The 26864-nt window shown below is 28.8% G+C and carries 21 protein-coding genes and 1 tRNA gene; 16 read left to right on the plus strand and 6 right to left on the minus strand.

What is annotated here, in order from left to right:
* Positions 1–12 precede the first annotated feature (12 nt).
* Positions 13–2082: a hypothetical protein gene (locus BMUR_RS09670; RefSeq protein ID WP_013114378.1), complete on the minus strand. Its 2070-nt coding sequence runs from the start codon at positions 2080–2082 to the stop codon at positions 13–15.
* A gap of 476 nt (positions 2083–2558) precedes the next feature.
* Here BMUR_RS09670 and BMUR_RS09675 point away from each other — a divergent pair, with 476 nt between their 5' ends.
* Both BMUR_RS09675 and BMUR_RS09680 read left to right on the plus strand, forming a co-directional pair.
* Positions 2559–3164, plus strand: coding sequence for an HAD family hydrolase (locus tag BMUR_RS09675; protein ID WP_013114379.1), 606 nt, complete (start codon positions 2559–2561; stop codon positions 3162–3164).
* 29 nt (positions 3165–3193) lie between these two features.
* Positions 3194–4984, plus strand: coding sequence for a sensor histidine kinase (locus BMUR_RS09680; RefSeq protein ID WP_013114380.1), 1791 nt, complete (start codon positions 3194–3196; stop codon positions 4982–4984).
* 4 nt (positions 4985–4988) lie between these two features.
* Here BMUR_RS09680 and BMUR_RS09685 read toward each other — a convergent pair whose 3' ends face one another.
* Positions 4989–5345 (minus strand): response regulator, encoded by a 357-nt coding sequence (locus tag BMUR_RS09685; protein WP_013114381.1) that lies wholly within the window; start codon positions 5343–5345, stop codon positions 4989–4991.
* A 27-nt stretch (positions 5346–5372) separates the two neighbouring features.
* Positions 5373–5456, minus strand: a tRNA-Leu gene (locus tag BMUR_RS09690).
* Positions 5457–5618: 162 nt separating this feature from the next.
* On the opposite strand from BMUR_RS09690, the gene BMUR_RS09695 reads away from it, so the two are divergent.
* Complete coding sequence (locus tag BMUR_RS09695; protein WP_013114382.1) at positions 5619–6623, plus strand: hypothetical protein; 1005 nt, start codon at positions 5619–5621, stop codon at positions 6621–6623.
* A 102-nt stretch (positions 6624–6725) separates the two neighbouring features.
* Positions 6726–7865 carry an HD-GYP domain-containing protein gene (locus tag BMUR_RS09700; protein WP_013114383.1) on the plus strand — a complete coding sequence of 380 codons (1140 nt, stop codon included), beginning with the start codon at positions 6726–6728 and terminating at the stop codon, positions 7863–7865.
* Between the two features lie 9 nt (positions 7866–7874).
* On the opposite strand, the gene BMUR_RS09705 is transcribed toward BMUR_RS09700, so the two are convergent.
* Together BMUR_RS09705 and BMUR_RS09710 are read right to left on the minus strand one after the other, a co-directional pair.
* Positions 7875–8207 carry a hypothetical protein gene (locus BMUR_RS09705; protein ID WP_013114384.1) on the minus strand — a complete coding sequence of 111 codons (333 nt, stop codon included), beginning with the start codon at positions 8205–8207 and terminating at the stop codon, positions 7875–7877.
* Between the two features lie 2 nt (positions 8208–8209).
* Positions 8210–8683, minus strand: coding sequence for a chemotaxis protein CheX (locus BMUR_RS09710; RefSeq protein ID WP_013114385.1), 474 nt, complete (start codon positions 8681–8683; stop codon positions 8210–8212).
* Between the two features lie 197 nt (positions 8684–8880).
* Here BMUR_RS09710 and BMUR_RS09715 point away from each other — a divergent pair, with 197 nt between their 5' ends.
* Positions 8881–9198, plus strand: a complete 318-nt coding sequence (locus tag BMUR_RS09715) for a hypothetical protein (RefSeq protein ID WP_013114386.1) — start codon at positions 8881–8883, stop codon at positions 9196–9198.
* 3 nt (positions 9199–9201) lie between these two features.
* A complete protein-coding gene (locus tag BMUR_RS09720; RefSeq protein ID WP_013114387.1) occupies positions 9202–18276 on the plus strand; it encodes a midas domain-containing protein in 9075 nt (3024 codons plus the stop codon).
* A 124-nt stretch (positions 18277–18400) separates the two neighbouring features.
* Here the strand turns inward: BMUR_RS09720 and pyrR are convergent, their stop codons facing one another.
* Complete coding sequence (gene pyrR / locus BMUR_RS09725) at positions 18401–18928, minus strand: bifunctional pyr operon transcriptional regulator/uracil phosphoribosyltransferase PyrR (protein WP_013114388.1); 528 nt, start codon at positions 18926–18928, stop codon at positions 18401–18403.
* Positions 18929–19181: 253 nt separating this feature from the next.
* On the opposite strand from pyrR, the gene BMUR_RS09730 reads away from it, so the two are divergent.
* From BMUR_RS09730 to pncB, 10 genes are all read left to right on the plus strand, one after another.
* Positions 19182–19730, plus strand: a complete 549-nt coding sequence (locus BMUR_RS09730; RefSeq protein ID WP_013114389.1) for a flagellar basal body-associated FliL family protein — start codon at positions 19182–19184, stop codon at positions 19728–19730.
* A 41-nt stretch (positions 19731–19771) separates the two neighbouring features.
* Entirely contained in the window at positions 19772–20803 is a 1032-nt protein-coding gene (fliM, locus tag BMUR_RS09735) for a flagellar motor switch protein FliM (RefSeq protein ID WP_008722421.1), read from the plus strand.
* 4 nt (positions 20804–20807) lie between these two features.
* A complete protein-coding gene (gene fliN / locus BMUR_RS09740) occupies positions 20808–21887 on the plus strand; it encodes a flagellar motor switch protein FliN (RefSeq protein WP_013114390.1) in 1080 nt (359 codons plus the stop codon).
* A gap of 149 nt (positions 21888–22036) precedes the next feature.
* Complete coding sequence (gene fliN, locus BMUR_RS09745; RefSeq protein ID WP_041750006.1) at positions 22037–22369, plus strand: flagellar motor switch protein FliN; 333 nt, start codon at positions 22037–22039, stop codon at positions 22367–22369.
* A 13-nt stretch (positions 22370–22382) separates the two neighbouring features.
* Complete coding sequence (locus tag BMUR_RS09750; RefSeq protein ID WP_013114391.1) at positions 22383–22937, plus strand: Panacea domain-containing protein; 555 nt, start codon at positions 22383–22385, stop codon at positions 22935–22937.
* Positions 22938–23100: 163 nt separating this feature from the next.
* The gene (locus BMUR_RS14770) at positions 23101–23271 is read left to right on the plus strand and encodes a hypothetical protein (RefSeq protein WP_181039133.1); all 171 of its coding nucleotides are present in this window, start codon (positions 23101–23103) and stop codon (positions 23269–23271) included.
* 93 nt (positions 23272–23364) lie between these two features.
* Positions 23365–24309, plus strand: coding sequence for an N-acetylmuramoyl-L-alanine amidase family protein (locus BMUR_RS09755; RefSeq protein ID WP_013114392.1), 945 nt, complete (start codon positions 23365–23367; stop codon positions 24307–24309).
* Between the two features lie 70 nt (positions 24310–24379).
* Complete coding sequence (locus BMUR_RS09760) at positions 24380–25285, plus strand: M23 family metallopeptidase (RefSeq protein WP_013114393.1); 906 nt, start codon at positions 24380–24382, stop codon at positions 25283–25285.
* Positions 25275–25502, plus strand: a complete 228-nt coding sequence (locus BMUR_RS09765) for an AtpZ/AtpI family protein (RefSeq protein WP_244833432.1) — start codon at positions 25275–25277, stop codon at positions 25500–25502. Before BMUR_RS09760 ends, BMUR_RS09765 begins: the two co-directional genes overlap by 11 nt.
* 3 nt (positions 25503–25505) lie before the next feature.
* The gene (pncB, locus tag BMUR_RS09770; protein ID WP_013114395.1) at positions 25506–26705 is read left to right on the plus strand and encodes a nicotinate phosphoribosyltransferase; all 1200 of its coding nucleotides are present in this window, start codon (positions 25506–25508) and stop codon (positions 26703–26705) included.
* Positions 26706–26864 lie beyond the last annotated feature (159 nt).

Consider the following 26864-nt stretch of genomic DNA (forward strand, 5'->3'; position numbering starts at 1 on the left):
CACTATTTTTATTTATTTATTTTTTGTTATACTTCTTTTAGCATCTTCTTCTGCTTTGCTTATTATAGAAGAAAGCATTTTATCAAAAGCAGCAAATACATCATCTGTTCTTGAAACTGGAGATGAATTTAAATCTTCTTTTTTTGTGTTATCAGCTTTTATATTATCGATAGCTTTATTGTATGAATTTAATATATCTTTACTAATATTACTGTAATCGCTTGTTTTGTAATCATCATTTTTCTTAACGAATAAGTTTTTATTCTCTTCTTTATCTTTCAAACTGTTTATTATTGTTTTTTTATTAAATATGTCATCGCTTTCTATTTTTCTATATTCTAAATTATTTTCTTCTGTTTCTTTTGCTATTTTATAATTATCCAAAGATAGAGTTTTAGCTATAAAGCTGTCTTGTGATTTAGCTTCAAGCTCATCATCAGAAATTGACATAAATACTTCTTCTTTATTTTGTGTTTCTTCTTCATTACTATTTTCTGTATTATTTATAGTTTGCTCTTCTGTATATTCTTCTTCTAAATTATTTACTATATTTTCTGATATTTCATCATCTTTTAATTCTTCTTCAATGATTATTTTTTCTGTTAATGTTTCCTCTTCTTCTAATGTTTCTTCAGTAAATGCTTCTTCAATAGCTTTTCTATGTTCTTCCTGCAATTCTCTATTTATATTTTCAAAAGCATGTTCTATATTTATTTCATTATTATTATTATTATTATTATTATTATTATTTAATTCTCCTAATTCTTCAGATACTATTTCTTCTTCAAGATTTTCTTCTGATGTAATTACTGCTTCAGCATCTGTTTTAATGTTTTCTGTTTTTTCTTCTTTTTCTTTTAAATCTTCTTTTGTTATAGCGAATTTATTTTTGCATAAATTTATTTCTTCTTTTATAGAAGATACTATATTTAATATATCTTTTCCTATATGGAACTCTTCTTCTGTTGTGTTTTCATTATTATTATTTTCTTTTATATATTCATCAGGTATTTTATAATGCACTTTTTGTATTATAGGAGGCATTTCTTCAAGCGTGCTGGATTTTGGCATATCAGCTTCTACAATATTTTTGTTTAAAAGTTCATCACTTCCTTTTACGCTTTCAACATAATCCTTATTGCTTTTAATCTGCATAAGGTATTTGAAGAATGCTGCTGCAGCTTTTATTATAAGCTGGCAAAGAAGTATTAATAAAGCAGTAATAGCTAATACTATAAGCTCAAAGTAATTAGGATACTCCTTTCCTATCATAGAAACTGAAAGAGAATCATTAACTATAAAGCTAGGCTGTTTTTTATAGTATGCATATCTATTTATTACAGATGAAACTTTTTCTATGTTGTTATCGCCTATAGATTCTCTTACATTATACACAGAGTTTCTTGAATCACTTACATAAAGCCTTTTATCTGCTACCTGATAATACATAGCTATATCTGATACATAAGCATAATCATTTCTAGTAGCCGCTATTATTTCTCCATACGGATTTTTTATATATTCCATTATATAGAATGCATTTTCATTAGCGGCATTTAATACTAGAGAACCTTTTGTTTTTATTTCATTTATCAAAGTATCCTGAAGTTCTAAAGGCCATGATTTATTTCTTGATAAATACAAATTAAGAAGCATTTTTCCTTCTGTATTAAATACAGTCATTCCTCTTAGATATGGATTTTCTACAGTCATTCTATAATAATTATTTTTATATTTATCTAATTGGGCTTTTGAAGCATTATTATTAGGATTAAATTCTTTTAAAGACTCAGCAGTCTGATACATGCTGTATCCCACATAATCAGATATTGACTGAGTAATTAAATTAACCTGATATTCAGATACGCTATTTCTTTTTATTTTCATTTTCACAGCTATTTTATCGATTCTTTGCATCATCATATCTAAATAATCATTTATAAATACTGATACAGTGCTGTTTTCTGGAAGAATAGTATTGCTTGCTGCACGAGCAAACATTGCTGCTATGAATATAATAAGAAATGATATCATCAAACCAAGTATAGTTTTCATTATTTTTTGCTTTTTGTTTTCATTCATAATGCTTAAGCCTTTAATAAAAATTGTTGAGTATATAAAAAACTACTATTAGTTATCGGCTAAAGCAAATTTTACTTGAAAGTTTTATTTTGCGATTAGAAAGTATAAAAGTATATAAAAAAGTATCTAATAAGAAATAAAAAATACCTCCGCTGAGCCGTATACGACATAAATGCGCCTGACTTTTCGCGTCAGGTGGGCTCCTCAGAAACATGACCTTGATTTCTCAAAACCGTATCGCGATACCGGCGAGCCTATCATTAATGCTTCGCTCCAGATCCCTAATGCATTAATTTATACTGGCGCAAGAATGTACAATCGCTTAACGAGAACAGCAGAGTTGTATACAATATAAATGCTTTTTTATTATTTGTCAATACTGTAAAAAATATATTAACATAATAACTGCTATTGACAAACATTTTGAGAAAAATATAATAATGTTACGCTTATTTTTATTTAATGAGGAATTTTACATGATTAGAAATATAATTTCGGATATAGGTAATGTGCTGTATGAGTTTAGTACAAGCAGTATTTTAGATGAATATGTAGATGAAAGCGATAGAAAAGAGTTTTTTGATAATACTTTTGGAAGTAAGAATTGGAATTTAATGGATAAGGGAGAAATTAGCTTTGAAGATTCAAGAAAATATTTTATAGATAAATGTCCTAAATATGAAGAACTTATCAATAAAATTTTTGATACTTCTTTAACATTATGCCTCAATAAACATCATAATAATATTAATTTATTAAAAGAATATAAAGATAAAGGTTTTTCTATATATTATTTATCTAATATGCCTTCTGAAACTTTTGAGGTTTTGAGAAAAGAAACTGACTTTTTTGATAATACTTGTATTGGGGGCGTTATTTCAGCTCATATAAAGATGATTAAGCCTAATAGAGATATTTATGAATATTTTTTGAGTAAATTTAATTTGAATGCAAATGAATGCGTATTTATAGATGATAATGCTGATAATGTAAAAACAGCTATAGATATTGGAATAAATGCTTTTCAGCTTAAAACAATAGATGATATGCATGCGGTTTTAAAAGAAATTTTACATAAATAATATTTTATTATAAGTTATTAGCAAATAATATGAAGTTTATAAAGAATATTTTTAATAATATAAAAAAAAGATATGGAATATTTCTTCCTTCTGTTATTAGTATATTTACATTGATTAGTCTTATAGCCTCTGTGTGGATAAGCACATTTATATATGAACCTAATATAGTAAATCCGTTTTATGTGTTTGCGGTTATTTTTTTTCCATTTACAAGCATCATAATAGGAATAATACTCGTAATAAAGTTTATAATAGATGCTATACTTAAAAAAGAAGGTTCGCATTTAAAATTGGTTATAGTATTCATAATGGGGCTTATGACTGTTATGCCTAGTATGTTGGTCAGCAAAATATCGACTTATATAATTAAAAGCAATTTAGATTTGTTTTTAGATCAAAATGTCAATGCTTCAGTGTCATATGTAATAGATTTGTCTAATATTGAAATCATCAATAAAAGAAACTATATGACAGATGTTATTAATAGTGTCGGCATAAATTATTTTAATAACATATATCAAAACATTAAATCTGGGAATTTTGATTATAATAGCATATATAAAATGGTTAAAGAATCAGAATATTTTAATAATATAGTTTTTTTATCAAATTATTATAATGGTAATAATATAATATTCTTTAATTCTGGCAATTATATACCTTTGGATATCAATTATAAACTTGATAATAAAGATACTATATTTGTGAACAGTGAATATAACGGACTTTTTTATGTAAATGCTATAATACCTTTAACTTACAGTAATAATTATGTAATATGGTCTGAAGTTATGCCTAGAAACTATATTGAAATTAGAAACAGTGCTTTGGAGGCTTTTAGGATATATAATTCTGTTAATATGTTTGCAAATGAGTTTTCTATAATACTCAGTCTTTTATATTTGTTTATATTAGGTATATCAACATTTTTTTCTATAATACTTGGTATTGCTCTTTCAAGGCTTATAACAAGACCCATCAGTTTGATACTTAGTGCTACAAACTCAATAACTAATGCTGATTTTAATATAGATATGAAGCTTGGCGGTGTTCATGATATGAGAAATTTGATTCATAGATTTAATGTAATGGCTAGAGCTTTAAAATACCATAGAGATAGAGAAAATATAAGAGCTAGGCTTGAAACTTGGAGGGAGGCTGCTATAAAAGTAGCCCATGAGATAAAAAATCCGCTTATGCCTATAATAATGAATGCTGAACTTATTGAAAGAAAATTATCTGTAAATATGACAGAAAAAGATGTTGAAAGATCAAAAAGATCTACAGCTGTTATAGTAAAAAATGCCAATGTAATATCTAGTCTTATAAAATCTTTTTCAGAGTTCTCTTTTGCTATTAAACTTTCTGATGAGAAACAGTCTATTAATAGTGTTATTATTGAGGCAGCTGAATCTTTTAAAAATACTAATAATATAATATTTAATGTTGTTTTAAGTAAGCATGATTATTTTATTAATATGGATAGAGAAAAATTTATAATGGCATTTAGAAATTTAATAAAAAATGCTGTAGAGGCTATGGAAAACTCTGAAAGATCTATAATTTACATATCTTCATATCATGAGATAATAGATTTAAATGAATTTTTTATAGTAAGTATAACAGATACTGGAATAGGTATAGAAAGCGGCAATTTACATAAAATATTTGAGCCTTATTTCACTTCTAAAGATAAAGGTACTGGAATAGGACTTGCTACGGTAGAAAAAATCATATCTGAACATAAAGGTACTATAGAGGTTGAATCTATAGCTGGAGAGGGTACTACATTTTTTATAAAGTTTATGATAGAATCATAAAAAATTAAAGTGCTTCTATTTTACTTACCAATTTAGTTATATGAGAAGGATATTTCATGCAGGTGATATTCAGCCTTTTAGCCTCTTTTTCCATATCTAAATCTATATTTTCATATAGAAAAAATATTGTGAACTCATGAAATTCGGGCATTTTCTGCAATTCACTTATAAACTCTATAACGTTAATCCATACAAGATTAGGATTGAACACCAATATTCTTATACTGTATTTATATATTTTGCTTATAAGTTCATAAAGATTTTCAGCTATGAACACTTGTATAGATGAGCTTTCAAGAGCCGCTTTTACTTTGTTGGAGCGGTTATTATCATCATCTATTATTATAGCTGAGTAATTCATAGGCCAAACTCATTTAAGATATTGATGTGCCGAGAGAGGGACTCGAACCCTCACTGAGTTGCCTCAGGCAGATTTTGAGTCTGCTGCGTCTACCAATTTCGCCATCTCGGCAAAATATTATATTAATAATATAATATCATTTTAATTGCTTAGATTATAAATGATACTTTATAAAAATCAAGTATTATGTTATATATTTTTTCTTTTTTTGTGTATATATGTTTTATTTATTGTAAAATATGGTAAAATGATCATATATGATGAGGGTTTGTTATGAAGATTACATTAGACATGTCTATATCAAAACTTCTTGATGCTTTTGACAGAGAATTCGGCGTATCACTTGGAATATATAAAGGGGCTCATAAATCAGATAATATAAAATTATTTGAAATATCAGACCCTAGAAAAAGTCAAAAGGCTTTTATAGTTATAAATAAAGATACAAGCGTAGAAAGTGCTGAGGCTATGTTTAGAAATACATTCGGCATAAGAGTTCAGATTAAAGATAGAAATGGAAATACAGTAAGTCAGGAAAGTACATTAGGCGGCATTAGAAAGTTAGATAAAGGTTATGTTGATGATGAAAATAAAAATAATTTATTAGAAGATGATGATGCTTCTTCTAATGAAATCCAAGAAGAAAATGGTAAAAAGAAGAAAAGGAAAAAAGCATATTTTCTAAAGCCTAAAACAGTAAAACATACAGTAGAAGATAAAATAAAAGAAATAGACAAATACTATCTAAACTTTCAGAGATCAGAAAGATATAAATATATGCTTAATCTTTTATCATGCATAGAAGAGGCTAAACTTGCATACCCTGATTCCAAAGAATTAACGGATCATATAGAAGATATAAAGTCAAAGTCATTAAATATATCAAATTTAAGTATAAAGAAAAGAAGATTTGCTATATTGGTATTAATTATAGTAACAGGAGTATTATCAGCAGTAGGTGTAGGAATATGGGGGTATAATCTTTATCAAAAGGTAAAAAAAGACAAAGAAGCAGATATTATAATTAAAGAAATAGATAATTTGAGAATGAGAAAAGGTTCTCTTATGGAAAGCGGTAATATATCCGAAGCCAATGCTATAGATGAAAGTATAAACTCAAAATCAGAGCGTCTTAATAGTATTCAAAATGCAAGCAGCGTATCGGTAGCAAATTATTTTTTAATAATAGCATTTTTTATGGCTGTAATAGTAGCTATGTTTATATTAAGGCTTAATAAATATAATGTAACATCTATACGTTTTGGTAAGAATACATAATAATTTTATTACAGCAAAATTATTTTACTTGATAATATATCACTATATGATATTATATACCTTAAAGTGCGATGATTTTTTATTATGTAGAGAGGATTTTAAATGGCAAAAATTATTATACCATTAAATGAAGTAAAAGAGGGAATGAAAGTAGCCAGTAATATATATAATAGTGATGATAAAAGAATAGTAGATATTGGTACTGTGATTACAAAAGATATTATAGAAACTTTAAAAAGAAACTCTATTACAACAATTAGCGTAATGGAGCTTTTAGACCTCAAAAAAGAGAATACTGTTAATACTGCAGGAGATGGTAAAAAAGCTGTTATCAGAGGTATAGTTGAAGAAAACGGTAAAAAAATATTAAAAATAGATAGTGAAGAAGTTGCCAAAAAAAAGGAAATGACTATAGAAAAAACTAAATCATTATATGAAACTGCTAAAAAAGGCGGAGGAATAGATTTTGATTCTATGAAAAAAGAAGTTAATAATATGCTTTCTTCTATAGTAGAAAATAAGGAAGCACATTCTTACCTTTCTATGTTAAAAAGAAAAGATGAAACTATGTATAAGCATGCAGTTGATGTCGCTACTTTATCTGCTATTACAGCTGGAGAACTAAACTTAACTAAAGTAGATATGGCTAATATTATGCTTGGTGCTTTAGTTCATGATATAGGCAAGGTTCTTATTCAGGAGAGTCTCCTTACAAAGGTAAATCTTACAAAAGAGGAAGAAGCCATATTAAAGAAACACCCAACACAAGGCTATAAACTTGTAAAAAGGGATAATTTAGATGACAATATAGCAGATATTGTACTTGAGCATCATGAGAAGTATGACGGAAGCGGATATCCTTTTCAAAAAGATAATAAAGATATAAGTCTTTACAGTAAAATAGTTGCTGTATGTAATACTTTTAATAATCTTATAACCAAAGGCGAACATGGAGTACCTTATACTCCTGATAAAGCTGTAAAGGTTATAATATCGCTTGCTAAAAAAGATTTTGACAGCGATGTTGTGAAGGCATTTCAAAAGGCTATAGGTTTTTATCCTAATAATACAAGAGTTAAACTATCAAATGGTTCTATAGCTAGAGTAATAGAGCAGAATCCTAATCTTCCTTTAAGACCTGTGCTTTCTATAGTAAAACATCTTGACGGTACAGTAAGCGATGGTATGGAAATTGTTGATTTATCTGCTTCTAGTGATTTATTTATTAAAGAGATAATGTAGAATATTTGTTTAATATTTTAGCTTTTGCTTTTTACTTAACAATCTTACCAAATATCTTAATTCATATTTTGAGTAGAAATCTTTAACCATAGTAACTCCTCTTCTATTAAAAAAAGAAAAGTAATGGTATTTTTCTAAAGTTTCTAAAAGTTTGCTGAAATGCTCTTTTTCTAATTTGAAAGCTGATGAAACCTCTTCCAAAGAATATAATTTATCATCATCTTTGAAGTATCTATTTAGAAATTTATTTGATTTTATCGCTGCAGTAATGTTATTAACAATTATTTTTATTATAAAAACTATAATAAACAATATTAATAAATACTGTACTGTTTTTGGCATTATTAATTAGCTTGATTAAACAAAATTAAGTTCATAAATATTTCGCCTAGTTCAGTTTTATAGTTTATGGACAATATTTTATCATTTTCTTTTTCAAGCATAGACATTTGCTCGCTCATAAGTATAGCAGGCGGTGTCATATCCAAATCTATATGTTTTGTAGAGAGATCATTAATAGCACTTCCTGCAACCATATTAACAAATTCTTTAATTGTGGCAATAAATATATCATCTATTGAAGTTATAGCTTCCATATTAAGAGCAGAAGCTAATTTAAAAGCAGTAGCTTTGCTCATATTAAACATAAGTCTTCCGCTTAAATCTCCTGTAATACCTACAAAAACTATAACGCCTCCAACATGATTGGCATTTCTGTATATTCTAACATCGCCTTTTCCAACTTTAGAATTAAAATAGCTTTTTAATATAATTACTGTACCTTTGCTGAAAGCATTTACTACATCTAAGTCAAACATATTTATAACACCATATAATTTTATTTTTATTTATTATCGGAAATGAGTATTATATTTTTAACAGTATAAATTATCAAGATTAAAATATAATTATTTTTACTATAAATAATATATTATATAAATCTTGACTACAAATAAAAAGAATGATATCATTAAATAAAATTATATAGTTATATAAACAATTAACCGATAATGTCATGAGAGATAGAATACTTTGTTTATCTTTTGTATTATTAGTATTTTTATTTGGTATTTTTATAGATATTTTTCATAAAAATAAAAATACTAATAATAAATTAATAAGCATTACAGTAAAAGGAGCTGCTGTTAATCAAGGGGTATATTTTTGCAGATATGGTGTTTCAGTAGCTGAAGTTTTAGAACTCTGCGGCGGTATGACAGAACTAGGTTATTTTCCTTATGGTTTTGATTATAATACGCCTATTACAAATGACACTGTAATCAATATACAAAAAAGGTATTCAACTATAAGAAAAAATTATGAAGAGAATTGAATAGTGGAAAAAGAGTTCGCTAGTATTTTTGAGGATAATAAAGACATCTCACTCAATGAGTATGATATTAATAAACTTATAGAAAGAACTATAAAAATTAAAGAGAATGAATTTCCTATAATATCTATAGGAAATACTGATAAAGACAGCCCAAAAATACAAGGTGTAGTAACTTCTAAAGAATATAATAAAGATATACTCGAATTTAACAACGTTCATGCAAAAGCAAATAGTGATAAATCAGATTCTTTAAATAGTGCATACACAGATGAAGAAAATAAACAATATAAAAATTTAGAAGAAAGTTTAAGTTTATCTGAAAATGATTTAGAATCTGCAGGTAATATTATAGATTCTGAATTAGATATGTCTTCGCTTTTCCAAAATGCATTAAATAATACCGAAGCAAATGATGATAAAAAAGATAATGATAATAATAAAGAAGAAGATTTATTAAATGAACAAAATTATGTAGTTGATAATATATATTCTAGAGAAGAAAACGATATTCATAAAAGTGCTGAAAAAGAAGCATTAACGGAAGATGAATTGAATACTCTTGAAACAGTTGAAGATTTTAATTTAGAAGATTCTTTTGAAAAAAATGAAAATCCTTTAGATGAAGAAGAAGAATTTGAAGATACATCTGATATTTCAAATATAGGAATGAAAGAATATACTGATGAAGAACTTCTTGATATAAATAATATATTAGATGATGAGGAGTTTTCTTCTAATGAGACATTATCAGAAAACTCTATTGAAAATCCTTTAGAAGAAACTTTATCAATAGAAGAAGACCAACCAGAAGAAAGTACGGATAGTACCTCAGATAATGAAGAAACATCAGACCTAGAGATGAAAGAATACAGTGATGAAGAGCTTTTGGATTCTAGTAATATCTTGGAAGAAGCTGCTGCAATTTCAGAAGAAACATCATCAATAGAAGAAGAACAATCAGAAGAAAGTACGGATAGTACCTCAGATAATGAAGAAACATCAGATATAGAGATGAAAGAATACAGTGATGAAGAGCTTTTGGATTCTAGTAATATCTTAGAAGAAGCTGCTGCAATTTCAGAAGAAACTTCTTCAATAGAAGAAGAACAATCAGAAGAAAGTACGGATAATACCTCAGATAATGAAGAAACATCAGACCTAGAGATGAAAGAATACAGTGATGAAGAGCTTTTGGATTCTAGTAATATCTTGGAAGAAGCTGCTGCAATTTCAGAAGAAACTTCATCAATAGAAGAAGAACAATCAGAAGAAAGTACGGATAATACCTCAGATAATGAAGAAACATCAGACCTAGAGATGAAAGAATACAGTGATGAAGAGCTTTTGGATTCTAGTAATATCTTAGAAGAAGCTGCTGCAATTTCAGAAGAAACATCATCAAAAGAAGAAGAACAATCAGAAGAAAGTACGGATAGTACCTCAGATAATGAAGAAACATCAGACCTAGAGATGAAAGAATACAGTGATGAAGAGCTTTTGGATTCTAGTAATATCTTGGAAGAAGCTGCTGCTGCAATTTCAGAAGAAACATCATCAAAAGAAGAAGAACAATCAGAAGAAAGTACGGATAGTACCTCAGATAATGAAGAAACATCAGACCTAGAGATGAAAGAATACAGTGATGAAGAGCTTTTGGATTCTAGTAATATCTTAGAAGAAGCTGCTGCAATTTCAGAAGAAACATCATCAAAAGAAGAAGAACAATCAGAAGAAAGTACGGATAATACCTCAGATAATGAAGAAACATCAGACCTAGAGATGAAAGAATACAGTGATGAAGAGCTTTTGGATTCTAGTAATATCTTGGAAGAAGCTGCTGCAATTTCAGAAGAAACATCATCAAAAGAAGAAGAACAATCAGAAGAAAGTACTGATAGTACCTCAGATAATGAAGAAACATCAGACCTAGAGATGAAAGAATACAGTGATGAAGAGCTTTTGGATTCTAGTAATATCTTGGAAGAAGAAGCTGCAATTTTAGAAGAAACATCATCAAAAGAAGAAGAACAATCAGAAGAAAGTACGGATAATACCTCAGATAATGAAGAAACATCAGACCTAGAGATGAAAGAATACAGTGATGAAGAGCTTTTGGATTCTAGTAATATCTTAGAAGAAGCTGCTGCAATTTCAGAAGAAACATCATCAAAAGAAGAAGAACAATCAGAAGAAAGTACGGATAATACTTTAGATAATGAAGAAACATCAGACATAGAGATGAAAGAATACAGTGATGAAGAGCTTTTGGATTCTAGTAATATCTTGGAAGAAGAAGCTGCAATTTTAGAAGAAACATCATCAATAGAAGAAGAACAATCAGAAGAAAGTACGGATAATACCTCAGATAATGAAGAAACATCAGACCTAGAGATGAAAGAATACAGTGATGAAGAGCTTTTGGATTCTAGTAATATCTTGGAAGAAGAAGCTGCAATTTTAGAAGAAACATCATCAATAGAAGAAGAACAACCAGAAGAAAGTACGGATAGTACCTCAGATAATGAAGAAACATCAGACCTAGAGATGAAAGAATACAGTGATGAAGAGCTTTTGGATTCTAGTAATATCTTGGAAGAAGAAACTCCAATTTCAGAAGGAACATCATCAATAGAAGAAGAACAATCAGAAGAAAGTACGGATAATACCTCAGATAATGAAGAAACATCAGATATAGAGATGAAAGAATACAGTGATGAAGAGCTTTTGGATTCTAGTAATATTTTGGAAGAAGAAACTACAATTTCAGAAGGAACATCATCAATAGAAGAAGACCAACCAGAAGAAAGTACGGATAATACCTCAGATAATGAAGAAACATCAGATATAGAGATGAAAGAATACAGTGATGAAGAGCTTTTGGATTCTAGTAATATTTTGGAAGAAGAAACTACAATTTCAGAAGGAACATCATCAAAAGAAGAAGAACAACCAGAAGAAAGTACGGATAATACCTCAGATAATGAAGAAACATCAGACCTAGAGATGAAAGAATACAGTGATGAAGAGCTTTTGGATTCTAGTAATATCTTGGAAGAAGAAGCTAAATATATTAAAGAATTATCTGGTGAAGAAGTTTTAGATGATAATTTAGAAGAATTAGGAAACATAGAAGAAAGTTTATCATTAGAAGATTTGGAAAATATCGAAGAGGGTTTGGAAGAGCTTGAGCATATAGAAGAAGATATATCAGAATCTGTAGCTTCAGAGGAAGAAAGTTTGTCATTAGATAAATATATGCTTATAGATTCAGAAGACGGAACTAAAATAAAAAGAACTTCTTATGCTAAAGATAATATAGATTTAGAAAATGCTGTATTTTCAGATGAGCAAAATTATGTTGTAAAGCATATATATTCTGAGGAGCAAGATGAACTTATAAAAGAAGTATCAGAAAAAGACAGTGTAACAGAGGAAGAATTAGAGGAATTAGATTTTGTAGAAGAATTTGATTTAAATAACTTTTTTGCTAATAAAAGTACAGATAGCAGTAATATATCTGAAGATGATATAGAAGTTCCTGATTTAGATGATGATACATTTATACCTGTAAATGATGAAGATTTAGCAATGTCTGATGAAGAATTAGATCTGCCTGATATAGAAGATGAAGAACCTAGAGATGCTGATTTATTAAAAGAAGACAATCTAAAAGAAGATGAAAAAGTCATAGAATATGATAAATATAATAATAGAGATGTTGTAGTACCTGATATAGATAATGTTGATTATATAGATGAATCTAACTATATTAATGAAGCAGATAACACTGAAGATGATGTTATACAGTTATCTGGAAATGAACTTGATTTAATAACTAAAGATTTTGATATTAATGAAAAAATAGATAATGATAATATTTCTGATAAAAATGATGCGGAATCTTCAGATGAAGAGCTTGAAGAAATTGATGATGGTTATATAAATACCAATGAGGAAGACATAACTGATGATTACAGAGAAAATAATTATACATTATCAGAAATGTCGGATGAAGAGCTTGAAGAAATTGATGATGGTTATATAAATACCAATGAAGAAGACATAACTGATGATTATAGAGAAAATAATTATACATTATCAGAAATGTCGGATGAAGAGCTTGAAGAAATTGATGATGGTTATATAAATACCAATGAAGAAGACATAACTGATGATTACAGAGAAAATAATTATACATTATCAGAAATGTCGGATGAAGAGCTTGAAGAAATTGATGATGGTTATATAAATACCAATGAGGAAGACATAACTGATGATTATAGAGAAAATAATTATACATTATCAGAAATGTCGGATGAAGAGCTTGAAGAAATTGATGATGGTTATATAAATACTAATGAAGAAGACATAACTGATGATTATAGAGAAAATAATTATACATTATCAGAAATGTCGGATGAAGAGCTTGAAGAAATTGATGATAATTATGAATATGATTTAAAAAAAGAAGAATTATTATCTGACGAAATAAAAGAAGCATCTTCATCAGATATAGAAGATACTTCTATGTTATCAGAAAATATTGCAGAAAATGAAAGTAATTCATCATCAGAAGAAGATTTATCCGAAGAAAACGTATATATTTCAGATACATCAAAAGAACCAGAAGAGGCATCATTAGAAGAATTAAGTGAGCAAGCAGAAGGAGTTTCAGATAGTTCAGAAGAACCTTTAGAATTAAAAGAAGAATTACCAGAAGAAAAAAACGTAGAAGAAACTTCAGAACCAACTAATGATTATATAAAAAGAATGCATGAAGAGTATTTGAATAATCATCATACAGAAGATAACATTCCCTATAATGATGATTATATAAGTAAATTCAAAAACCTTCATGAAGAATATATAAAAGAAAATGTAAAGAAAGAGGAAGAAACTTCTGAGGTATCAGAAGATATTTCAAATCAATCTGAAGATTTGGAAGAAAGTAAAGAAGATATATTATCAGAAGAGATAACTGAACAAACAGATGAAATTGAGAAATCATCTCCAGAACCAACTAATGATTATATAAAAAGAATGCATGAAGAGTATTTGAATAATCATCGTACAGAAGATAATATTCCCTCTAATGATGATTATATAAGTAAATTCAAAAATCTTCATGAAGAATATATAAAAGAAAATGTAAAGAAAGAGGAAGAAACTCCTGAAGTATCAGAAGATATTTCAAATCAATCTGAGGATTTGGAAGAAAGTAAAGAAGATATATTATCAGAAGAGATAACTGAACAAACAGATGAAATTGAGAAATCATTTCCAGAACCAACTAATGATTATATAAAAAGAATGCATGAAGAGTATTTGAATAATCATCGTACAGAAGATAACATTCCCTATAATGATGATTATATAAGTAAATTCAAAAACCTTCATGAAGAATATATAAAAGAAAATGTAAAGAAAGAGGAAGAAACTTCTGAGGTATCAGAAGATATTGAAGAAGAAATAGAAGATATTTCAAATCAATCTGAGGATTTGGAAGAAAGTAAAGAAGATATATTATCAGAAGAGATAACTGAACAAACAGATGAAATTGAGAAATCATCTCCAGAACCAACTAATGATTATATAAAAAGAATGCATGAAGAGTATTTGAATAATCATCGTACAGAAGATAACATTCCCTATAATGATGATTATATAAGTAAATTCAAAAACCTTCATGAAGAATATATAAAAGAAAATGTAAAGAAAGAGGAAGAAACTCCTGAAGTATCAGAAGATATTTCAAATCAATCTGAAGATTTGGAAGAAAATAAAGAATATCCTTTGCCAGAGGATACAAACGAACAAATTGAAGAATTGGCAGAAGAAGAAATAATTAATAATGAAGAAGATTTGACAGAAGAAGAAAAATCAATGTATCACAGCTATTTGAATGGTGATCAATCTTCTAATGATGATGTATCAGAAGAAGTAGAAACATCAGAGGTACCTACTACAGATTATAATGAAGAATCAGAAAAGATAGAGGAAGAAGCAAATCAAGAAGAGACAGTACCAGAAGAATTAATCGAACAAACAGAAGAAGTTTCAGAGAGTACAGAAGAGCCTTCCGATATAAAAGAAGAATTGGCAGAAGAAGAAATAATTAATAATGAAGAAGATTTGACAGATGAAGATAAAGCTATGATAGAAGGCTATTTAGATAAAGTAGACAATTATGCCGAAGAAGATTTAACAGAAGAAGAAAAATTAATGTATCACAGCTATTTGAATAGTGAACAATCTTCTAATGATGATGTATCAGAAGAAGTAGAAACATCAGAGGCACCTACTACAGATTATAATGAAGAATCAGAAAAGATAGAGGAAGAAGCAAATCAAGAAGAGACAGTACCAGAAGAATTAATCGAACAAACAGAAGAAGTTTCAGAGAGTACAGAAGAGCCTTCCGATATAAAAGAAGAATTGGCAGAAGAAGAAATAATTAATAATGAAGAAGATTTGACAGATGAAGATAAAGCTATGATAGAAGGCTGTTTAGATAAAGTAGACAATTATGCCGAAGAAGATTTAACAGAAGAAGAAAAATTAATGTATCACAGCTATTTGAATAGTGAACAATCTTCTAATGATGATGTATCAGAAGAAGTAGAAACATCAGAAGAGCCAAATATTGATAATGTAGAGTTAGAGAAAGCAGATGAAGAAGAAAACAAAGAAGAATTTTCATCAGATGAATTAACAGAACAAACAGAAGAAGTTTCAGAGAGTACAGAAGAGCCTTCCGATATAAAAGAAGAATTGGCAGAAGAAGAGATAATTAATAATGAAGAAGATTTGACAGACGAAGATAAAGCTATGATAGAAGGCTATTTAGATAAGGTAGACAATCATGCCGAAGAAGATTTAACAGAAGAAGAAAAATCAATGTATCACAGCTATTTGAATGGTGATCAATCTTCTAATGATGATGTATCAGAAGAAGTAGAAACATCAGAAGAGTCAAATATTGATAATGTAGAATTAGATAAAGCAGAGGAAGAAGCAAATCAAGAAGAGAGAGTACCAGAAGAATTAATCGAACAAACAGAAGAAGTTTCAGAGAGTACAGAAGAGCCTTCCGATATAAAAGAAGAATTGGCAGAAGAAGAGATAATTAATAATGAAGAAGATTTGACAGACGAAGATAAAGCTATGATAGAAGGCTATTTAGATAAGGTAGACAATCATGCCGAAGAAGATTTAACAGAAGAAGAAAAATCAATGTATCACAGCTATTTGAATGGTGATCAGTCTTCTAATGATGATGTATCAGAAGAAGTAGAAACATCAGAGGCACCTACTACAGATTATAATGAAGAATTAGAAAAGATAGAGGAAGAAGCAAATCAAGAAGAGACAGTACCAGAAGAATTAATCGAACAAATAGAAGAAGTTTCAGAGAGTACAGAAGAGCCTTCCGAATTAAAAGAAGAATTAGAATCAGAAGAAGAAATAATTAATAATGAAGAAGATTTGACAGACGAAGATAAAGCTATGATAGAAGGCTATTTAGATAAGGTAGACAATCATGCCGAAGAAGATTTAACAGAAGAAGAAAAATCAATGTATCACAGCTATTTGAATGGTGATCAGTCTTCTAATGATGATGTATCAGAAGAAGTAGAAACATCAGAGGCACCTACTACAGATTATAATGAAGAATTAGAAAAGATAGAGGAAGAAGCAAATCAAGAAGAGACAGTACCAGAAGAATTAATCGAACAAATAGAAGAAGTTTCAGAGAGTACAGAAGAGCCTTCCGATATAAAAGAAGAATTGGCAGAAGAAGAAATAATTAATAATGAAGAAGATTTGACAGACGAAGATAAGGCTATGATAGAAGGCTATTTAGATAAGGTAGACAATCATGCCGAAGAAGATTTAACAGAAGAAGAAAAATCAATGTATCACAGCTATTTGAATAGTGATCAATCTTCTAATGATGATGTATCAGAAGAAGTAGAAACATCAGAGGCACCTACTACAGATTATAATGAAGAATTAGAAAAGATAGAGGAAGAAGCAAATCAAGAAGAGACAGTACCAGAAGAATTAATCGAACAAATAGAAGAAGTTTCAGAGAGTACAGAAGAGCCTTCCGAATTAAAAGAAGAATTAGAATCAGAAGAAGAAATAATTAATAATGAAGAAGATTTGACAGACGAAGATAAAGCTATGATAGAAGGCTATTTAGATAAGGTAGACAATCATGCCGAAGAAGATTTAACAGAAGAAGAAAAATCAATGTATCACAGCTATTTGAATGGTGATCAGTCTTCTAATGATGATGCAGGAGAAGAAACAGAAATAACAGAAGAAGCTGATGTGGGAAATGATGAAGTACAAGAAGAAATTAAAGAAAATGATAAAAAAGATGATTTAAAAGACGATGATATACTTAAAACAAAAGAAGATAATATAGTAGATGAAGACCTTGAAAATATATTATCTGACAATAATGTTCAAATAGATGAAATAAGAGATTCTGATTTAAATATGTTAGAAAATATTATAAAAGGTAAGGAAGAGGAAGACGGAGAAGAACTTATACGTATAAATAATAAAACAATTGAAAGTAATATTCAGCAAGAAGAAACTAAAGTTAAGTCTGTAGAAAATTTTGATTCTATGGAAGAGCTTTTAAATAAGGAGACAAATATGTCTGAAGAAAAAGAATTACAAACTATAGAAAAAGATAATGTAGACAGCAGTGTTGCAGTTGAAGATGAGTTTAAATTGGGTGATGATAACGGACCTATATTAATTGAAGAAGAACATAAGCCTTCCAATAGCAGTGATGATGACGATTTTGACGGAGAGATAACACAGTCCGATTTGGATTATGCTATTAAATTGTTTGAATCAGAAGAGACAAACGGAAGCAATAATGAATATAGTTCTAAACAGGATATTTTATTATCAGAAAATGAAATTAATAAATTTAAAAAGCTATTTGGTTATTTCAAAAATATTGTAGAAAAGATGTCTCCTGAGGATTTAAATGATTTCTCTAAAACAGAATTTTATGATATGTATTCATCATTATTTAGAAAATTTGGCGATTAAAAATAAAAAAGGGGCTTAAATAAGCCCCTTTTTTATTATAACCTATTTTTATCTATTGCGATTTTTTACATGTATATAGTTATATTATTGTACAATTGTGTAAAAATATATAATTTCAACATCTCTAATTTCTATCTTTTAAAAGTACCAAATCTTCACCTTCTAATTCTTTAACTCTTACAGATACATACTGATCTTCTGGTACATTAAGAGCAAGCCCAACATAATTGGCAGATACAGGCAGTTCTCTTCCAAATCTATCAACCAATACCAATAATGCTACTTTTTTAGGTCTTCCATATTCAAATAAAGCATTCAAAGCAGCCCTAATAGTTCTTCCTGTATAAAGCACATCATCTACAAGAAGTATAGTTTTTCCAGTAATATCAAAAGGTATATCAGTTTCTTTAATTTCCGGAAACTCTGAAAGTGAGGATAAATCATCTCTGTAAAGATTAATGTCTATTGCTCCAATAGGTATTTCTATCTTTACTTTTTCTTCCAAAAGTTTTTTTAATCTTATTCCTAAAAAATCACCTCGTCTTCTTATTCCTACAATAGCGAGCTTTTCAATATCTTCTTTTTCTATGATTTCGGCTGCTAATCTAGGAAGAACTTTTTCATATTCTTCAGCTTTTAATAAAACTCTCATTTTAATACTCCTTAAGATATTGCTTTATTTTTATGAAATTAATCAATTTTTTAAAATTATAACGATTAAAAGAAAAAAAATCAACATTATTATTTTTTTACTTTTGCATAAAAAATATGTTAAGTGTTTTAATACTTTACCGATATTATATATAAAGACAGTAAAAAAAGTTAAAGTTAACATAAGAGTTGCTAATTTTATTTTACTGTTATATAATTGAAAACAAACATATTAATTTAAGTGAGGAAATTATATGGCAGACGAAGAAAACTTAGACGAAGAATTGGATGAAGGCGAAGAAGAGCAAGCCGAAGCTGCACCAAAGAAGAAATTTGGTTTAAGCCCTATGATTGTAAAAATCCTTATGGGAGTTGCTGCCATTTTAGTTGTGGCTTTAATATCTGGGCTTATAGCATTTTTTGTATCTAAAAGTGTAGGAAAAGCTGCAGGAGTTCAAGGCGGAGTAGTTGACGATATGGTAAAACAGCCGCCTCCATCAATATATCGTATAGATCCGGAGTTCAATGTAAACACAGCTGACATGGACGTAGCTAGATATGTAAAGGTTAGTATAATATTAACTTATACTACTAATGTAAAACAGCTTGCAGTAGAACTTCCAGAAAGATTCTATATGATAAGAGATAGAATTACTACAATCCTTAGTTCTTATACTTATGATCAGTTAAGGACTAATGAAGGCAGAGAGCAGTTAAAAGCTGATATTAAGCGAGAGATTAATAGTATGCTTAGAAATGGTCAAATAGATGGTATATTATTTGATAACTTCTTATTAAGCTAATAAAAGAAGAACGGAAAAAATATTTATAGAAGGATACTCGTATGACAGAAGTATTGTCACAAAGCGAAATAGATGCGTTACTAAGTGCTATATCATCTGGTGAAAGTTTAGATAATATTGATACTAAGCGTGTAGAAGTAGAACACAGAAAGATAAAGATATACGATTTCAAACGTCCAGATAAGTTTTCAAAAGACCAAATTAGAACGCTTCAAATGATGCATGAAAACTTCGCACGTGTTACTACAACTTCATTATCAGCACAATTAAGAACATTAGTAGGTATTCACGTAGCAAGCGTAGACCAGCTTACTTATGAAGAGTTTATAAGAAGTGTTAGTAATCCTTCTACTTTGGCTATAGTTAGTATGGATCCTTTGAAAGGAAGTTCTATACTAGAGATTGACCCGTCTATCACTTTTACTATAATTGATAGATTGTTTGGGGGTCCGGGTGAGAGTCCTAAGAATTTAAATAGGGAGCTTACAGATATTGAGTTATCAGTTATGGAAGGTATTATAGTAAGAATACTCGGTAACTTAAGGGAGGCTTGGTCTCAGGTAATAGACTTAAGACCGCGTTTGGGTTCTATCGAAACTAACCCTCAGTTTGCTCAGATGGTTAGCCCTAATGACATGGTTGTACTTATTACTTTGGAGACTAAAGTAGCCGATGTGGAAGGTATGATGAACTTTTGTATACCATATATTACTATTGAGCCTATACTTTCTAAGTTTTCAGCTCAGTATTGGTATGCATCTATTAGAAGAGGAAGCACTAGCGAAAATTTAAAGATAATAAAAGAAAAATTACAAAATATATTTGTTGAAACTTCGGCGGAACTTGGATCTATGCAATTACCGCTATCAGACATTCTCAATCTTCAGAAAGGCGATGTAGTTAAGTTTACTGATACTAAGATTACAGATCCTGTTATATTCAAGATAGGAAACAGAAAGAAATTCTTATGTCGTCCGGGTATATCAGGCAGCAGAATGGCTGTACAGCTTACAGGTGTTATGGATGGCGAGGCTGATATAACCGAAGACGATTTATTAAAAGAGGAGGATTAAGGTTATGATGAGTGACGGTGCATTATCTCAAGATGAAATAGAAGCTTTGCTAAAAGGTGCCGATGAAGCTTTTGGAGGCGATTCCAAAGCATCTAGTAATGGCGGCGGAAATGTAGATAAGCAACTTTTTAATGAAGCGGCTAAAATGATAGCAGAAAATCAAGCCTTTTCACTATCATCTATTTCTACTAAGACTGTATCCATTACTAATATTACTACTACAGTTGGAGATGTTAATAACTTACATCAAATGCTCTCTGGTAAAATGATAGAAGCTAAAGTGGGTTATACAGGCTCTATTACTGGAAATGTTTACTATTTCATGGGAGAAAATGAGGCTTTAATAGTTGCTTCTCTTATGATGGGACAAAAAGAAGCTGCTTTAAATGATATGGTAGCTCAGGTATTAAAAGAGGCTTTCTCTCAAATGGTGGGAGTTTCTGACAGTGCTTTATCTTCTAGGTTTGGCGGCAGTTTTACTAATTCGCCTATAGAAACTTCTATACTAGAAGATGCTTTCAGTATTAATATACCCGGACCTTTGGCTATAGTAAGCGGTTCTTTGTCTATTGAGGGTGAAGTGGAAAATGCTCCATATGTATTTGCTTTGGAACTGCCTTTATTACAAAGCCTTTTAGGTTCTGCTTCTTCATCTTCTCAAGCTCCTGCTTCAAATGCAGCAGCTTCAAGTGCTGGCAGTAGTGCCGCTTCAAATCCTATGGCCGGACTTGTAGATAATCAGGCATTTGATTCTGGTCCTCAGCTTGGTGTACAGCATGCAGAGTTTAATTCTTTAATGCCTGCTTCTGATGTACAAGGAACTGGTAATATCGGTCTTCTTATGGACGTTACCATGAATATGACCGTAGAACTAGGTAGAGCTACTATGACTATCAGAGATATTTTAGGACTTGGTGAAGGTTCTATCATAGAGCTTCAAAAGCTAGCTGGTGAACCTGTAGATTTGCTTGTTAATGGTAAATTGATAGCTAAAGGTGAGGTTGTAGTAATAGATGAAAACTTCGGTGTTCGTGTTACTGATATTATTAACCCTATGGACAGACTTACTAATAAACCTAGATAATATAAGTTAAAATAATTACCAATAAATTATAGCGGGGACTAAAGTCCTCGCTTTTTTATTTTAAATAGTAAAATTTTTTTTATAACTTAATTGAAATTATATAATAAACATATATAATATACTTATTATAAATATACAGAAGTAAAATAATGGCGGATAAAAAGACAGTAACTAATAATCCTAACAATTCAGGCAATATCAGTTTGCTTATGGACGTTACTATTAACGTAACTGTAGAATTAGGAAGAGCACGTTTAACTGTGAGAGAGATATTAAGTCTTGGAGAGGGTTCTATTATAGAGCTTCAGAAATTGGCAGGTGAACCTGTAGATTTGCTTGTTAATGGTAAATTGATAGCTAAAGGTGAGGTTGTTGTAATAGATGAATGTTTTGGTGTGCGTATTACAGAAATTGCTGATTCTATAAATAACATAGTTCCAGAAAAATCTGAAGAAGAAAAGTCTAAAGAAGAAATTAAATAATTAAAGATTATTTTTGTCATTTTATATAAAATTGTGTTATGAAATTTTGGAGATATTCATTATAGAAGATAAATATAAAAATGCAGTTCATTATATAATAGATAAATGTAAAAATCCTTATAAATTAGGTTCTATAAAATTAAATAAAATATTATTATTTACAGATGGTATTTTACTTAGAAAAACTGGTAAGACATTAACTGAGGATACATATATAAAAAGACAATTTGGTCCTGTACCTAAGAATATATTAAAAATTTTAAATATACTCAAGAATGATAATGCTATAGCTATAAGAGAGGGTGAAAAAAATAATGATGCCCGTTTATTTTTTAGCTTAAAAGAGCCTAATATATCAAATTTATCGTCAATAGAAATAGATGCTTTATATACCTTTACAATGCATATATATAATAATTTTAAAGCAAAAGAAATTAGTGATATAAGTTACCAATTTAAAATATGGGATTTTCTTAATATAGGCGATGAAGTGGATTTATATCCATATTTTATTTCTGAAGAGGCAGAAATAACAAAAGAAGATATTGATTGGGCTTTAAGTGTATAAAGGGTTATATTAGATGTCTATCGAAATTATTATAGATGATAATGTAAATAAATATAAAGATATTATTATAAAAGAATATGCTCATTTTTAAAAACTTTATGATTCTATATATAAAAAAATAGCTTCTGGAGAGAAAGGAGAGCAAATAAAAGAAGATACTTTTTTGTTTAAAGAGAGAGATTTATATTCTGATACTAGTAAACAAATAGAAGTTACTGTTTTATTTTCAAGAAAAGCGTTAAAGAATAATAATGATATTTTTATAGAAATTAGGATAATAGCTTTCAAATTTAAAGATTTAAATAATGGCAATATTATAATTTCTAATAATTAATTATAAAAATATTTATTTGTATTATCATCTATATATAAAAATTATTTACTTGAGCTTTAATTTAATAAAATTCTTTACGATAATTTAATTACTATGAATAACAAAAACCGTTTTATAATTTTTTCAGTAGTTATTATCGTTTTAATAATTGTATCTTTCTCATCACTTATTGTTACAGCAAATACTAAAGTTTCTGAAAATATAGTAAGAGAAAGCGAAGTAAATAAAGTTTCTACACCTAGTGAGAAATTTAATGATATAATAGAAAATAGAAAAATTAGGATACTTATAGATCCGGGACATAATGCAGCTACTAAAGGGGCATTAGGATATTTAGGTTATGAATATTATGTTAATTTAAGAGTGGCTAGAGAATTAGCTAAAATACTTTCAGAAGATGACAGATTTGAGTATTTTTTAAGCAGAGACGGAGCATATTACAGCAGACCTATTAAAGAATATATGACTAATAATTATGCTGAACTTTTAGGAATATACAATACAAAAGTAAAAGGCGAAGAGAGAACTGGCAATTTAACTAGATATCAGACTTTAGAGATGTATGCCATAAGACATTATGCTATAGATAATAATTTTGACCTTTTACTTAGTATACATTTTGATTATATGCCTTATATCAGCAGAAGGGCTAAAACTTCTGGTTTTCATGTTATAGTAAGTCCTTATAATAAAGAGTTTCCAGCTTCTATGCAGGTTGCTTATAAATTATCTGAGCGTATGCAGGAAAAATATAAAATATCTCCTGTTATAGGACATGACAGAGTACTTCCTAATAATGTATGGAAATTTTATGATAAAGAGGAATTAATTAAAGAGGGAATATCTTTGAGAGGATTAATAGTTATAGGAGATGCTTTTGAAAATGCCTATAATAAACAGGAAATAAAAAAAGATGTACCTTCTGTACTCATAGAATCTGCTTTTATGCATGAATGGCAGTTTGGAAGCATTAAAGCTATAAGAGAGCTAGCAAATCAAATGTATGAGGCTCTAGTTGATGTATATACTACAAAATAGGTAGTTTAACTGTTGATTAAATATTAATATTTTGATAAAATAGTTACCATTAATTAGGCAGCAGATTATAATGTATATGAAACATAAAAAAAAGAAAAATAATAAATATATTAATAAAAAACCTTCTGCGTTTCATTTATTTTTAAAAAAAATCAGACAGTTTCTCACGCATAAAATATTTTTTATGTTTATACCTCATTCTAAAAAGAAAACTAAAACATTATCGATTCCTGTATATTCTTTAATAATTATTGTTATAGTAATTATTTCAGCATTACTTTCTACTTTTTCTTTTTTGACTAAAAATACTGTACTTGCAAGTAAAACGGAAATATTAAGCGGAAGCTATAAAGATAAATTGGCAGAGATAAATTCATTAGAAACTATTTTTAATTCAGTAGTAACTAATGATTACTATATGACTGACATGTCTAATATTGCTAGTATATTAAAGATAGATAATGATACTATGTCTTTTTCTAATAACTATGCAGATAATATTTTGCTTATGAACTCAAGGGCTGATGAATTAGAAAAAATAAGATTATATTTAGAGGAATTAAAAGCAAATATTAACTCTAAAAATAATTCTCTTGAATCTATTCCTTCAATACTTCCTATAGATTCAAGATACGCAGTTATATCAAGACCATATCAGGAAGGTTCAATTATATCTAAAGGGGTAGGTTTTGAAACTATAGCTGGTACTTTGATAAGAGCAGCTGCATCAGGCACTGTTAATGATGTTTCATATGATAAAGACAGCGGATTTACCATCACTATTTATCATAGATTTGGTATTGTTACAAGATACAGCGGACTTGCTACTTCTGCTGTGTCTGAGAAGATGACTGTAAAAAAGGGTGAAATATTAGGAAATGCCAAAACTGGTATTTTTGACTATGATCTTAAAATAGCGACAAAATATGTTAATCCTTTGATATTTACTACTTTAGAATATGAAGATGGAGAATAAAAACTTAAAAAATGCTGTAAGATATGCGGCACTTGGAGCTGAGTTTGGGAGTATGGTGCTTGGTTTAGCTTTTGTAGGGCATTATGCAGATAAACATTTTAACAGCAGACCTTTATTTACAATAATAGGTATATTTGTTGGTTTTGTTTCCGGCATTTACAGACTTTACCAGATATCAAAGGCTTTTGATAAAATGAATAAAAATAATAAGGATTAAAGTATGAAGCCTATAATAAATAGTTTATTAGATACTGATTTATATAAATTTACCATGCAGCAATGTGCTTTAAGACAGTTTTCTGATGTTTGGGTACGTTATGTATTTAAAAGCAGGAATATATTAGATTGGACTTTTGAAATGCATGAGGAGCTTTTAAGACAAATAAAATATTTCTGCAGCTTAAGTTTCAAAAAAGATGAACTTGAATATTTGGCTTCTTTAAGATTTATAAAAAAAGATTATATAGAGTTTTTAAAATTATACAGACCTTTAGAAGAACATGTAAAAGCCTTATTTGATAATGATAAATTAACCGTTGAAATAGAAGGTCCTTGGTATCAGACTATACTTTGGGAAATACCTATGCTTGCTATGATTAGCGAGATTTATTATACATATACTGTTTGTAAAGAGGATAATGGAAAAAAAGCATATGAACAGGCGGAGATTAATTTATTAAAAAAAATAGATGAAAAACTTCTTCCTATGCATAAAGAAGATAAAGGATTTAAACTTTCAGAGTTTGGGACTAGAAGAAGGTTTTCTTTTGATTGGCAGAATAAAGTTGTTGATATACTCAAGAAAAAACTTCCGTCTTCCTGTTTGGTTGGTACTAGTAATGTTTATTTTGCTAAAAAATATGATTTGCTTGCTGTAGGTACAAATGCTCATGAATATTATCAAATAGGGCAGGCATTGGATAAAGTAAGGCTTGCAGAGAGTCAGAAATTTATGCTTCAGTCTTGGGTTAATGAATACAGAGGTGATTTAGGTATAGCATTGTCCGATACATTAGGTACTGATAAATTTTTGAAAGATTTTGATTTATATTTTGCAAAACTCTATGACGGAATAAGACATGATTCCGGAGATCCTATAGCTTGGGGATATAAAGTTATAAACCATTATAAAAGTCTTAGAGTAGATCCTAAAACAAAAACTCTGCTTTTCAGCGACAGCCTAAATTTTGATAAAGCATATGTCATATATAAAGAGTTTAAAGATGAAGCTAATGTAACATTTGGTATAGGTACTTATATTACAAATGATTTTGAACCAGTTTCTAAGCCTTTGAATATAGTTATGAAACTTCAAAGTGTCAATGGCAAACCTGTAGCAAAACTATCTGATGATGATGGCAAAACTATTTGCGAAGATGAAGCATTTTTGAATTATTTAAAGATAGTTGCCAAAGAGTGAAAAAATAAATATATTTTGCATTCTCCAATTTCTAATGTTGTAATTATTAATAGATTTGTTTCAAAAGTACTTGACAAATAATTTTAATAGTTTATTGTTTTATGCTAAATTATATAATATTAATTATTATATAATTTATATGTTTTACATGTTGTATAA

This window comes from Brachyspira murdochii DSM 12563, from assembly GCF_000092845.1.
Classification (GTDB): Bacteria; Spirochaetota; Brachyspiria; order Brachyspirales; family Brachyspiraceae; genus Brachyspira; species Brachyspira murdochii.

Bases quoted from the DNA above. Each gene is read 5' to 3' on its own strand.
- BMUR_RS09700 (WP_013114383.1), top strand. From the start codon at position 6,726: ATGGCAAAAATTATTATACCATTAAATGAAGTAAAAGAGGGAATGAAA.
- BMUR_RS09675 (WP_013114379.1), top strand. From the start codon at position 2,559: ATGATTAGAAATATAATTTCGGATATAGGTAATGTGCTGTATGAGTTT.
- BMUR_RS09760 (WP_013114393.1), top strand. From the start codon at position 24,380: ATGTATATGAAACATAAAAAAAAGAAAAATAATAAATATATTAATAAA.
- fliM (WP_008722421.1), top strand. From the start codon at position 19,772: ATGACAGAAGTATTGTCACAAAGCGAAATAGATGCGTTACTAAGTGCT.
- fliN (WP_041750006.1), top strand. From the start codon at position 22,037: ATGGCGGATAAAAAGACAGTAACTAATAATCCTAACAATTCAGGCAAT.
- BMUR_RS09705 (WP_013114384.1), bottom strand. From the start codon at position 8,207: ATGCCAAAAACAGTACAGTATTTATTAATATTGTTTATTATAGTTTTT.
- BMUR_RS09680 (WP_013114380.1), top strand. From the start codon at position 3,194: ATGAAGTTTATAAAGAATATTTTTAATAATATAAAAAAAAGATATGGA.
- pyrR (WP_013114388.1), bottom strand. From the start codon at position 18,928: ATGAGAGTTTTATTAAAAGCTGAAGAATATGAAAAAGTTCTTCCTAGA.
- BMUR_RS09715 (WP_013114386.1), top strand. From the start codon at position 8,881: ATGAGAGATAGAATACTTTGTTTATCTTTTGTATTATTAGTATTTTTA.
- BMUR_RS09695 (WP_013114382.1), top strand. From the start codon at position 5,619: ATGAAGATTACATTAGACATGTCTATATCAAAACTTCTTGATGCTTTT.
- pncB (WP_013114395.1), top strand. From the start codon at position 25,506: ATGAAGCCTATAATAAATAGTTTATTAGATACTGATTTATATAAATTT.
- BMUR_RS09755 (WP_013114392.1), top strand. From the start codon at position 23,365: ATGAATAACAAAAACCGTTTTATAATTTTTTCAGTAGTTATTATCGTT.
- BMUR_RS09730 (WP_013114389.1), top strand. From the start codon at position 19,182: ATGGCAGACGAAGAAAACTTAGACGAAGAATTGGATGAAGGCGAAGAA.
- fliN (WP_013114390.1), top strand. From the start codon at position 20,808: ATGATGAGTGACGGTGCATTATCTCAAGATGAAATAGAAGCTTTGCTA.
- BMUR_RS09670 (WP_013114378.1), bottom strand. From the start codon at position 2,082: ATGAATGAAAACAAAAAGCAAAAAATAATGAAAACTATACTTGGTTTG.
- BMUR_RS09710 (WP_013114385.1), bottom strand. From the start codon at position 8,683: ATGTTTGACTTAGATGTAGTAAATGCTTTCAGCAAAGGTACAGTAATT.
- BMUR_RS09765 (WP_244833432.1), top strand. From the start codon at position 25,275: ATGGAGAATAAAAACTTAAAAAATGCTGTAAGATATGCGGCACTTGGA.
- BMUR_RS09685 (WP_013114381.1), bottom strand. From the start codon at position 5,345: ATGAATTACTCAGCTATAATAATAGATGATGATAATAACCGCTCCAAC.